We start from the raw sequence: 11,086 nt of genomic DNA, 5'->3' as shown, positions 1-11,086 counted from the left end.
GTCCCATTCCGAACCCGGAAGCTAAGCCTGACTGCGCCGATGGTACTGCAACCGAAGGGTTGTGGGAGAGTAGGACACCGCCGAACTTACCTTGATAGGTCTGGGCCCCGGTCCGAGAACCCCTGTGGTTCTCCCGGGGCCCAGACTCATGTTCGCGTCCGCTCGGGCAGCGCGCGGGCCGGTCTGGTCCGCCCGCGCGAGGTTGCTCCGAACGGGCCCGTAGGATAGTCAATCGGCCCTCGTGCGGGGGCCGCACTCAGAATTCCAAAGTTGTCTATGGCAGGAGGCCACGTGTCCGAGTTCGGTCGACGAGACTCAGCGGATGAGGGGTCCGGTCGGTCGGCTCGCCGCGACCAGGACTCCCGCGGCGGAAGGTCCGACGCGCCCCGGGGAGACCGGCGCGGCGCGCGGCAGGACCGCGGCGGACGGGACAGCGGCCACCAGGGCCGGCCCCGTCGAGACGACCGCGGCGCCCGCGGCACCGGCGGCTTCGCCGGCCGTCCAGGCCACGGCGACGGTCCGCGCGAACAGCGCGGGTATGCCGGCAAACGCGACGACGACCGCGATTTCCGCCCCCGCGGCAAGCGTGATTTCGACCGCCCGCAGGGGAAGTCCTACGGCGAACGCTCCGGCGGGCCCGGAGGCAAGTCCTACGGCGACCGTTCAGGGCGTCCCGAGGGACGGCCTTCTTACGGCGAGCGCTCCGGCGGTCCCGGCAAGCCGTCTTACGGCGATCGTTCGGGCAAGCCCTCGTACGGTGACCGCGGCGGGCGGCCGCAGGGCAAATCCTCTTACGGGGAGCGTTCAGGCGGGCGCTGGAACGACGACCGGCGCGGCGACGACCGGCGTGGCGGTTATTCGGGCGGCGACGACCGGCGCGGCCCGGGCGGCTATCGCGGCAAAGACTCGCAGGGCGGCGGTTTCCGCGACGATCGGCGCGGGTCCGGCGGTTTCCGCGACAACGATCGCCGCGGCGGCTACGGCGACCGGGACAACCGAGGCGGCAAGCCCGGCGATCGCGATTCGCGCGGCGGCTACCGCGACGACCGCGGGGGCAAGCCTGGCGGCTACCGGGACGACCGGGGCGGCAAGCCCGCATCGCGAGACGACCGCGGGTCGCGGGACAGCGGATTCCGTGGCGGGAACCGGGGTTCCGGCGGATTCCGCGACGATCGGTCCGGCGGGAACCGCGGGGATCGGCGCGACGACCGTTCCGGGGGCTTCCGCGAGGAGCGCCGGGACAACCGTCCGGGCGGATTCCGCAATGACCGGCGGGACCAAGGCGGTTATCGGGGCGAGCGCTCCGGAGGGTTCCGCGACAACCGCAGGGACGACCGGGGCGGCGACCGTTCGGGCGGGTTCCGCAGCGACCGGCGCGACGAAGGCGGCTACCGCGGGGACCGGCGTGACGACCGATCTGGCGGGTTCCGCAATGAGCGGCGTGACGAGGGTGGTTACCGCGGGGACCGGCGGGACGAAGGCGGCTACCGGGGCGAACGCTCCGGCGGGTTCCGTCGCGATGACCGGTCCGGCGGCAAGCAGGCTGGCGGGGACCGGCGGGACGACCGTCCGGGCGGGTTCCGGCGTGATCGGGACGGCGAGTCCGGCGGGTTCCGGAAGGACCAGCGCGACGGCGGGTTCCGGAAGGACCGTCAGGACGACCGGCGGCGGGACGAGGTCGAGGAGACCTCGTCGGCCGCGGTCGAGGAATCCGCGGCGGCCGAAGAGGTGACTGCGGGCTCGCGGGCCGAGCAGGGCGCTGACGTCGAGTCGGGTGCGGGCGACCGGGCCGGGCGGGACGAGGCCGCTGAGGGTCAGGAGCAGCGCGACGGGGACGTCTCGCAGGACCGTGGCGACCAGGACGACCGGGGCGAGCGGCCAGAGCGCCGGGAGCGCGACAGCCGCGGCGACCGCGACAACCGCGGTGACCGTGCCAGCCGTGGAGACCGCGACAGCCGGGACAGCCGTGGCGATCGCGGTGACCGTCGCGACCGCAGGGACGACCGTCCCCGCAGCAAGCGGCCGGTCACCGTCGAGGAGCAGGACGCTGCCCTCGCCCGCGAACTGCTCGAAGCGCCGGAGCTGCCCGAGGACGTCGAGTTCTCCGACCTCGACGAAGAAGTCCGCCGTGAGCTGCGGACGCTGCCGAAGGGGCTCGCGGAGACCGTCGGGAAGCATCTGGTCGCCGCGGGCGGGCTGGTCGACGACGACCCGGAGGCCGCGCTCGAGCACGCCCGGTACGCGAAGACCAAGGCGTCGCGGGTGCCGATCGTCCGCGAAGGGCTCGGGCTGGTTGCTTACCACGCGGGCAACTGGCAGGAAGCGCTGTCCGAACTGCGCGCCGTCCGGCGGATGACGCGCAGCGACGAGCACATCGCGATCATCGCGGACGCCGAGCGCGCGCTCGGCCGTCCGGAGCGCGCGCTGGACCTCGCCAAGGAGACCGACAAGGAACGGCTCACCAAGGCGACCCAGATCGAGCTGGCGATCGTCGCGGCGGGAGCGCGCCGCGACCTCGGGCAGCTGGAGGCGGCGGTCGTGTCCTTGCAGGGGCCGGATCTCGAAGCGGGCAAACGCGATCCGTGGAGCGCGCGGCTGTTCTACGCCTACGCCGACAACCTCGAGGCGGCCGGGCGCAAGGAAGAAGCCGTGCGGTGGTTCCTCAACGCCGCCGAGGCGGACGCGGAGGACGAGACCGACGCTGCCGAACGGGCGGCCGACTTGGCGAACGCGTCGAACGAGGCGACCGAAGCGAACAAGTCCGACGAGGCGAACGAGTCGGATGACTGACGTGGCCTACGACGCGCTGTTGTTCGATCTCGACGGCACCGTGTACCACGGGCCGAATGTGATCGACGGGGCCGCGGAAACCGTGACCGCCGTGCGCGAGCAGGGCACGGCGGTCCGGTTCGTGACCAACAACGCGTCCAAGGCTCCGTCCGCGGTCGCTCAGCACCTTCGGGACCTCGGGATCTCCGCGGACACCGAAGAAGTGCACACCAGCGCTCAGGCGGCAGCCGCGCTCCTTCGGGACCGGCTGCCCGCCGGGGCGAAGGTGCTCATCGTCGGCACCGCCTCGCTCGGAGACCAGGTCTCCGCGGCGGGGCTGGAGCCGGTGCGGACCGCGGGCGACGACGTTTCCGGGGTGGTGCAAGGACATTCGCCGGAAACCGGATGGGCGGACCTCGCCGAGGCGAGCATCGTGATCCGGGCGGGCGGGCTGTGGGTCGCCACGAACACCGACACCACGCTGCCCACCGAACGCGGGCTGATGCCGGGCAACGGGTCGATGGTGGGCGCGTTGCGGATCGCCACCGGCGCGGAGCCGGAGGTCGCGGGAAAGCCGCAGCCGTTGCTGTTCGAGACGGCGGCGCGGTCGGCGAAAGCGAAGCGTCCGCTGGTGGTCGGGGATCGGCTCGACACCGACATCGCGGGGGCGGTCGCGGCGGGGCTCGACTCGCTGTGCGTCCTCACCGGCATCGCGACTCCGGCGACGCTGCTCACCGCGATCCCGGCGGAACGGCCGACGCACCTCGGTGCCGACCTCACCGCGCTCTCGCAGCCGACAGACGAATTGCGCGTCGGCAAGCGGCCCGGCTGGGAGATCGGCGAGGACAGCAAGGACCAAGTGCTGACCGTCCGCGGCGAAGGCGACAAGCTCGACCTGCTGCGCGTGCTGTGCGATTCGGCGTGGCGCACCGGGATCGCGCGGGTTCGCGCGGAAGGCGACGCGGCCGCGGCGGCGGTGGCCGGGCTCGGGCTGGCCTGACTGGTAGTTTGGGGCGGTGCACCCGAACGTTCCGCGGCCGGTTCCCGGACCCCCGCCGATCCCCGGACCCGGCCCGCAGCAGACTGACCCGCGGGCGGGCATCGACGAGGCCGTCGCCGGGCTCGACGACCTCGACACGCTGCCGCCCGCCGAGCACGTGGACCGGTTCGAGGCCGTGCACACCGAGCTGACCGTGGCCCTGTCCAGCATCGACAAGGTCTGACCGGCGTGGCCAAACGGGCCAGGCTCGACGCGGAACTCGTGCGGCGCGGACTCGCCCGCTCCCGCGAACAAGCCTCCGCGCTCATCGCCGGCGGCAAGGTCACCGTGCGCGGCATGGTCGCCACGAAACCCGCCACCGGCGTGGAAAACGACGCGCCGATCGTCGTGAAGGACGAGGACGACCCCGGCTGGGCGTCGCGCGGCGCGCACAAACTCCTTGGCGCGCTTGACCGTTTCGGTCCGGAAGGGCTGACCGTCGAAGGCCGCCGCTGTCTCGACGCGGGCGCGTCCACTGGCGGGTTCACGGATGTGTTGCTGCGGGGCGGCGCGGGCAAAGTCATCGCGGCGGACGTCGGGCGCGGGCTGCTCGACTGGAAGCTGCAGACCGACGACCGCGTCGTGGTCCTCGACCGCACGAACGTCCGCACCCTGACGCCGGACGTGCTCGGCGGTCAGGTGGACCTCGTCGTCGGCGACCTTTCGTTCATCTCGCTCAAACTCGTGCTGCCCGCGCTCGCGGAATGCGCGCGCGACGGCGCGGATCTGCTGCCGATGGTCAAACCGCAGTTCGAGGTCGGCAAGGACCGGCTCGGCAGCGGCGGCGTGGTGCGCGATCCGGACCTGCGCGCCGAATCCGTGCTGGGCGTGCTCGCCGAGGCCGCGAAGCTCGGCCTCTCGCTGCGCGGGGTGGTCGCGAGTCCGCTGCCCGGGCCGTCCGGGAACGTCGAATACTTCGTGTGGCTCCGCAAAACGGGGCCGGAAGACGCCGGCATCCAGGACACCGGGGATGCCGAGCGGCTCGTGCGCGCCGCAGTCCAGGAAGGACCCCAGTGACCGCCGAACGTGAAGTGCTCCTCGTGGTGCACCCCGACCGGGACACCACCCGGGAGGCCGCCCGCGAGGTGTCCCAGCGATTCGCGAAGGCCGGGATCCGGCTGCGCGTGCTCGACGAGGACGTCCTCCAGCTGATCGACCCCGACGGCTGCATGGCCAAGCCGTGCACCGTGGTCGCGCCCGAGCACAATCCGGCCGAGGGGGCCGAACTCGTGTTCGTGCTCGGCGGCGACGGGACCCTGCTGCGCGCGGCGGAACTCGCCCGTCCGGCCGGGGTCCCGGTGCTCGGCGTCAACCTCGGCCGCGTCGGCTTCCTCGCCGAGGCCGATTCGGACGCGCTCGCCGACGCCGTGCAGCGCGTGGTCGACCGCGAGTACCACGTCGAGGACCGGATGACGGTCGACGTCACGGTCGCCGCCGACGGCGCCGAGATCTACCGGACCTGGGCGCTCAACGAGGCCAGCGTCGAGAAGTTCAGCCGGGAGCGGGTGCTCGACGCGCTGATCGAGGTCGACGGACGCCCGGTGTCGTCCTTCGGCTGCGACGGCGTGCTGTGCGCGACCCCGACCGGCTCCACCGCGTACGCCTTCTCCGCGGGCGGGCCGGTGCTGTGGCCGGACGTCGAGGCGCTGCTCGTGGTGCCGAGCAACGCGCACGCGATGTTTTCCCGTCCGCTGGTGGTCTCGCCCGAGTCGGTGATCACCGTCGGCATCGACCCGACCGGCCCGAAAGCGGCGCTGACCTGCGACGGGCTGCGGTCGTTCGACCTGCCGCCGGGCGCGCTGGTGCGTGTTGTGTGCGGCAAGCAGCCGGTGCGGCTCGTGCGGCTGTGGGACGGCGTGTTCACCGACCGGCTGGTGTACAAGTTCGGCCTGCCGGTGCGCAGCTGGCGCGACCGGCGCTCGGGAGACCGCTGAGCGCGACGCGCCCGCACAAGTGTTCGACCAGCGAAAAGAAGAGTTAGCGGACCTCGAACGCACAGAAGGTCGGTGCGGGCCGCTACCGTATGCGTCGTGCTGGCCGAGATGCGCATCCAGGGCCTCGGAGTCATCGAGGAAGCCCTGCTGGAACTGCACGCGGGCTTCACCGTGGTCACCGGTGAGACGGGTGCGGGCAAAACCATGGTCGTCACCGGGCTGCATCTGCTTTCGGGCGGACGGGCCGAGGCGTCGAAGGTCCGGAACGGGATGCTGAAGGCATTCGTCGAGGGCCGGTTCACCGTGGGTGACGACGACGAGGCCGCCCGCATCGTCACCGACGCGGGGGCCGACGTCGACGAGGACGGCAGCGTGATCGCCTTGCGCACGGTCGCGGCCGACGGGCGCTCGCGGGCGCACCTCGGCGGCCGGTCGGTGCCGGTCGGGGTGCTGGCGGAGCTGTCCGAGCAGGTGATCGCGGTGCACGGGCAGAACGACCAGCTGCGGCTGCTGCGCCCGGCCGAGCAGCGCGCGGTGATCGACCGGTTCGCCGGCGAGGACGTCGGGCGGCCGCTCGCGGCGTACCGCCAGGTCCGCGAGGAATGGCTGGCCGTGCTCACCGAGCTGAGCGAGCGCTCCAACCGCTCCCGCGAGATGGCCCAGCAGGCGGACCTGCTGAAACACGGGCTGAACGAGATCGACGCGGTCGCGCCCGAACCCGGCGAGGACGTCGAGCTGACCGAGCAGATCAAACGGCTCGCCGCGGTCGACGAGCTGCGCGCGACGGCCACCGAGGCGCACGCGGCGGTGTCCGGCGCGCAGGACGGCGATCCGGACGCGCCGGGCGCGCTCGGCCTGGTCGGCGAGGCGGTGCGGCGGCTGGTCTCGGCCGAGGATTCCGCGCTGCGCGACCTCGTGCCGCGGCTGGAGGAAGCCTCCACGCTGCTGAGCGACGTCGGCGCGGAGCTGGGCAGCTACGTCGAGAACCTGGACGCCGACCCGGCGCTGCTGGAGAAGGTGCTCGCGCGCCAGGCCGATCTCAAGCGGCTCACCCGCAAGTACGCCGCGGATGTCGACGGGGTGCTGGCGTGGGCCGAGGACGCGCGCCGCAGGCTCGAATCGATGGACACCTCCGAAGAAGCTCTGGCGGCGTTGGCTTTACGCCGGGACGAGCTGGCCGTGCAGCTGGTCGCGCACGCCACCGAGGTCTCCGCCGCGCGCGGCAAGGCGGCCGCCGAACTGGCCACGGCGATCACCAAGGAACTGTCCGGTCTCGCGATGGGCCAGGCGGAGCTGGAGATCACCGTCGAGCAGAAGCCCGCCGAACACGGCGACCGGCAGGCGCTCGCGATCGACGGGCACGCGGTGCACGCGGGCCCGGACGGCGTGGACGAAGTGGAACTGCTGCTGCGGGCGCACAACGGCGCGCCGCCGCTGCCGGTGCACAAGGCCGCTTCGGGCGGCGAGCTTTCGCGCGTGATGCTGGCGATCGAGGTGGTGCTGGCGCACGCGGACACGGTGCAGACGCTGGTGTTCGACGAGGTCGACGCCGGGGTCGGCGGCCGGGCCGCGGTGGAGATCGGACGACGGCTGGCGCGGCTCGCGCGCACCCACCAGGTCCTGGTGGTCACGCACCTTCCGCAGGTCGCCGCGTTCGCCGACCAGCATCTGGTGGTGGACAAGGGAACCAGCGGCGGCGTCACGCGCAGCGGCGTGAAAACGCTCGGCCAGAACGACCGGGTGCGCGAGCTGGCGCGGATGCTCGCCGGCATGGACGGCACCGAAACCGGCCGGGCGCACGCCGAGGAACTGCTCGCCACCGCGGAGAAAGACAAAGCGAAGAACACCGGTGCGAGGCGCAAGCGCGCGAAGAAGGGCTGAGGCGGATCCGATGACCTGGGCCACGCTGGCCGACGTCGAAGCCGAACTCGCCCGCGCGCGGCGGGAGGACGATCTCGACCGCTTCCTCGAGCTCCTCGGCGACGAGGAGCTGTTCGTGCCGATCCACCGGGACGAGGCGCAGCGGCTCGCGCAGGAGCGGACGTGGTCGCCCGCGAAAGTCTGCTGCGCGCACGGCGGCGAACCCTCGCTGCAGGTCTTCACCCGCGGCGCGCTGCCGGATTTCGGCACGGACGTGGTGTTCCTCAGCGGCGACCTCGACTGGGCCACGCACGGTCTTGGCCCGGGGGAGCAGGTCGTGTTCAACCGCGGCACGCTCGGCGAATGGCGGGTCAGCGCGGCGGCCGTGCTGCCGTGGGTGGACGCGAACCCGCACCGGGTCACCGCGGTGGAGCAGCAGGTCGAGCGGCTTTACACGGCGCGGTACGGGCTTCTCGACGGTCCGGTCGCGCACGCCCTCGCGTGCGGCGCGCACCAAGCGGTGCTGTCGGCCGAACCGTGGAATGTCCTCGACGCGCGCTATCACGACTACGTCGCCGAGGTCCGCGGCCTGCGCGACTGGTGGGGCGTCGCGGACGCGGCGGGCTGGCGGGCGGCGATGGACCGGCTGCTCGGCGATTCCTACCAGCTCACCACCGGAAACCTCGTGCTCGTGCTGCGCGCCCGCAGCGGGCTCGCGCTGGACGTCTACGGCTGGGTCGGCCTGGTCCGGCAGTGGTGCGAGGAAAACGACGCCGAGGAGCAGGCCGGGCCGCTCGTCGACGCGGTGCGCCGGATCGTCCGGTACGAACAGCGGTTCCGCGCCGACGGCCTGCTCGAACCGGACGGGGTCGTGGACAGCATCATCGGCTGGGACATCGGCCGCGCGGTCGAACTCGCGCGCTGGGGCCTGGCGGTCGGGTACTGCGACGCGCTCACCGCGGAGCTGATGGTGCTGGAGGCAGGCGCGATCGCCCGCCGCTACCACGGTTCGTGGGCGGAATTGTCCACCGGCTACGTCCTCGGCAGGCTGCTCGCGCTCGACGGCGAGGAATTCGGGCCGGAATACGCCTCGGCCGCGCGGGTCCGCCACCGGCTGCTGAACGATCCCGCGAGCCCCTGGTCCAACCTGGATTTCGCGGCGGGCGGACCGCACAGTTAACCCCGGCTCCCCGTCTCGCGCGACATGGCTCACCACAACGAGTCATGTCCGCTTCGGCGCGTCGGCTCTGTAGCCAGGCACAAATTTGTCACCATCAGCCACATGAAGCTCACTGGTCTTCTCGCGCGGAACCACGAAGCCCTCCCCGGCGTCATCGGTGTCGCGCGGGTCGACCGGCGCACGCGGGAGCTGCTGCGCCGGGTCAGCGCGGGCGACATCGTCGTGCTCGACCAGCTCGACCTCGACCGGGCCACCGCCGACGCGCTGGTCGCCGCCGAGGTCGCCGCGGTGGTCAACGCCTCGCCCTCGATTTCCGGTCGGTTCCCCAACCTCGGCCCGGAAATCCTGGTCGCGGCGGGCATCCCGCTGATCGACTCGGTCGGCGGGGACCTGTTGCGCAGCGTCAAGGACGGCACGAAGCTGCGCGTGCACGAGGGCGCGGTGTACCTCGGGGAGCGGCAGCTGGCGACCGGGGTCGAGCAGACCCCGGAAAGCGTCGCCGACCAGATGATCGAGGCCAAGGCCGGGATGTCGACCCAGCTGGAAGCCTTCTCCGCCAACACGATCGAGTTCCTGCGCCGCGAGCGGACGCTGATCCTCGACGGCGTCGGCGTGCCGGAGCTGAAGGTCGCGGTGCGCGACCGGCACGTGCTGGTCGTCGCCGCGGGGAACGGGCACGCCGAGGACCTCAAGAAGCTCAAGAAGTACATCGGCGAGCACCGGCCGGTGGTGTTGGGCGTCGACGCCGGCGCGGACACCCTGCGCGCGCAGGGCTACCAGCCGGACGTCATGGTCGGCGACCCGACCGGGATCGGCACCGCGACGCTGCGCAGCGGCGGCGAGGTCGTCGTCCCCGCGCAGCCGGACGGGCACGCGCCGGGCGTCGAGCGGATCCAGGACCTCGGCATCGGCGCGGTCACCTTCCCCGCGTCCGGCAACGCCGAGGACCTCGCCCTGCTGCTGGCCGACGCGCACGGCGCGAGCCTCGTGGTCACCGTCGGGTTCCAGGCCACGCTGCGGGAATTCCTCGACCACGGCCGGTCCGGGTCGAACCCGTCCACGTTCCTCACCCGGCTCAAGCTCGGCACCAAGCTGGTCGACGGCAAGGCCGTCGCGACGCTGCACCGGGCCCGGGTCTCGCTCGGCGCGGTCGCGCTGCTCGTGTTCGCCGCCATCGTCGTCGTCGTGGCCGCGCTGCTGGTCTCCGACGTCGGCTCCGTCTATCTCGAGTGGATCCAGCACACCTGGTCCACGTTCATCGCCTGGGTGAAGGGTCTCTTCACGTGATTTCCCTGCGGTACCACATCGTTTCCATCACCGCGTGCTTCCTGGCGCTGGCCGTCGGCGTGGTGCTGGGCTCGACCGCGCTCAACGGTTCGCTGCTGTCCGGGCTCGCGGACCAGAAGAAAGACCTCGGCACGCAGGTGGCCGATCTCGAGGCCCAGCGGAACAACCTCAAGGCGCGGCTGTCGGACGCGGACGCGTTCGCCGGGACGATGGGCCCGAAGGTCGTCGCGGGCGCGCTCGACAAGCGCAGCGTCGTCATCGTCACCACGCAGGACGCGCGCCCGGCCGACCGCGACGCGCTCAAGAAGCTCGTCGGCCAGTCCGGCGCGTCGGTGACCGGCGAACTCCAGCTCACCAGCGCGTTCACCGATCCGGCGAAGGCCGACCAGCTGCGCGACGTCGTCACGCGGCTGCAGCCGGCCGGGGCGAAGTTCCCGACCGCGGGCGATTCCGGCACGCTCGCCGGCGCCCTGCTCGGTTCGGTGCTGCTGCTGGACAAGGCGAGCGCGAAACCGCAGTCGAGCGGCGACGAACTGGCCGCCGCGCTCGGCGGGCTGACCGACGGCGGTTTCGTGAAGCCGAGCCAGGGCGTGCAGCCCGCGCAGCTGGCGATCGTGCTGACCGGAGCCCAGCAGACCGGCGACGGAGCGGGGGACCGGGCGGCGACGATCGCGCGGTTCGCCGCGCAGATGGACCGGTCCGGCGCGGGAGCCGTGCTGGCCGGCGACCCGGGTTCGGCCGAAGGGGCCGGTCCGATCGGCGTCGTCCGCGCGGACACGTCGGCCACCTCGATCCTGTCCACTGTGGACAACGCGGATTCGGCGGCGGGCCGGGTGGCGACGATCCTGGCGTTGCAGGAACAGCTCAACGGCGGCTCGGGCCGCTACGGCATCGCGGGCAACGCGCAGGCGATCGCGCCGGGCGTGGCGGCCTCGGGCAACTGACCGGCTTTTCGCCTCCCGCACAAAACCGGCGGCGGCACGGGGTTTCCCTTCGAGGGTGAGGAAACCCGGTGCC

General features: G+C 72.5%; 9 protein-coding genes and 1 rRNA gene. All 10 read left to right on the top strand.

What is annotated here, in order from left to right:
* A 5S ribosomal RNA gene (rrf, locus tag ACWGIC_RS43395) occupies positions 1–86 on the top strand; the annotation flags it as partial.
* A 205-nt stretch (positions 87–291) separates the two neighbouring features.
* Positions 292–2,790, top strand: a complete 2,499-nt coding sequence (locus tag ACWGIC_RS43390; RefSeq protein WP_452081782.1) for a hypothetical protein — start codon at positions 292–294, stop codon at positions 2,788–2,790.
* Complete coding sequence (locus tag ACWGIC_RS43385; protein ID WP_452081781.1) at positions 2,783–3,769, top strand: HAD-IIA family hydrolase; 987 nt, start codon at positions 2,783–2,785, stop codon at positions 3,767–3,769. Before ACWGIC_RS43390 ends, ACWGIC_RS43385 begins: the two co-directional genes overlap by 8 nt.
* Before the next feature lie 16 nt (positions 3,770–3,785).
* Complete coding sequence (locus ACWGIC_RS43380) at positions 3,786–3,992, top strand: hypothetical protein (RefSeq protein ID WP_009079580.1); 207 nt, start codon at positions 3,786–3,788, stop codon at positions 3,990–3,992.
* Positions 3,993–3,997: 5 nt separating this feature from the next.
* Positions 3,998–4,825, top strand: a complete 828-nt coding sequence (locus ACWGIC_RS43375; RefSeq protein ID WP_452081780.1) for a TlyA family RNA methyltransferase — start codon at positions 3,998–4,000, stop codon at positions 4,823–4,825.
* Complete coding sequence (locus ACWGIC_RS43370; RefSeq protein ID WP_452081779.1) at positions 4,822–5,742, top strand: NAD kinase; 921 nt, start codon at positions 4,822–4,824, stop codon at positions 5,740–5,742. The genes ACWGIC_RS43375 and ACWGIC_RS43370 overlap by 4 nt, the downstream gene beginning before the upstream one ends.
* A gap of 96 nt (positions 5,743–5,838) precedes the next feature.
* A complete protein-coding gene (gene recN / locus ACWGIC_RS43365) occupies positions 5,839–7,623 on the top strand; it encodes a DNA repair protein RecN (protein ID WP_452081778.1) in 1,785 nt (594 codons plus the stop codon).
* Between the two features lie 10 nt (positions 7,624–7,633).
* Positions 7,634–8,782, top strand: coding sequence for a DUF1266 domain-containing protein (locus tag ACWGIC_RS43360; RefSeq protein WP_452081777.1), 1,149 nt, complete (start codon positions 7,634–7,636; stop codon positions 8,780–8,782).
* A 102-nt stretch (positions 8,783–8,884) separates the two neighbouring features.
* The gene (gene steA / locus ACWGIC_RS43355) at positions 8,885–10,069 is read left to right on the top strand and encodes a putative cytokinetic ring protein SteA (RefSeq protein ID WP_452081776.1); all 1,185 of its coding nucleotides are present in this window, start codon (positions 8,885–8,887) and stop codon (positions 10,067–10,069) included.
* Positions 10,066–11,013 (top strand): copper transporter, encoded by a 948-nt coding sequence (locus ACWGIC_RS43350; protein ID WP_452081775.1) that lies wholly within the window; start codon positions 10,066–10,068, stop codon positions 11,011–11,013. The genes steA and ACWGIC_RS43350 overlap by 4 nt, the downstream gene beginning before the upstream one ends.
* The last annotated feature ends 73 nt before the right edge of the window (positions 11,014–11,086 follow it).

It is taken from the genome of Amycolatopsis sp. NPDC054798 (assembly GCF_053611505.1).
Note: the sequence above shows the minus strand (reverse complement) of the source record. Positions and strands in the feature narration are given on the sequence as shown.

Excerpts from the sequence above, each read along its gene's own strand:
- ACWGIC_RS43385 (WP_452081781.1), top strand. The coding sequence starts at position 2,783 with ATGACTGACGTGGCCTACGACGCGCTGTTGTTCGATCTCGACGGCACC.
- ACWGIC_RS43360 (WP_452081777.1), top strand. The coding sequence starts at position 7,634 with ATGACCTGGGCCACGCTGGCCGACGTCGAAGCCGAACTCGCCCGCGCG.
- steA (WP_452081776.1), top strand. The coding sequence starts at position 8,885 with ATGAAGCTCACTGGTCTTCTCGCGCGGAACCACGAAGCCCTCCCCGGC.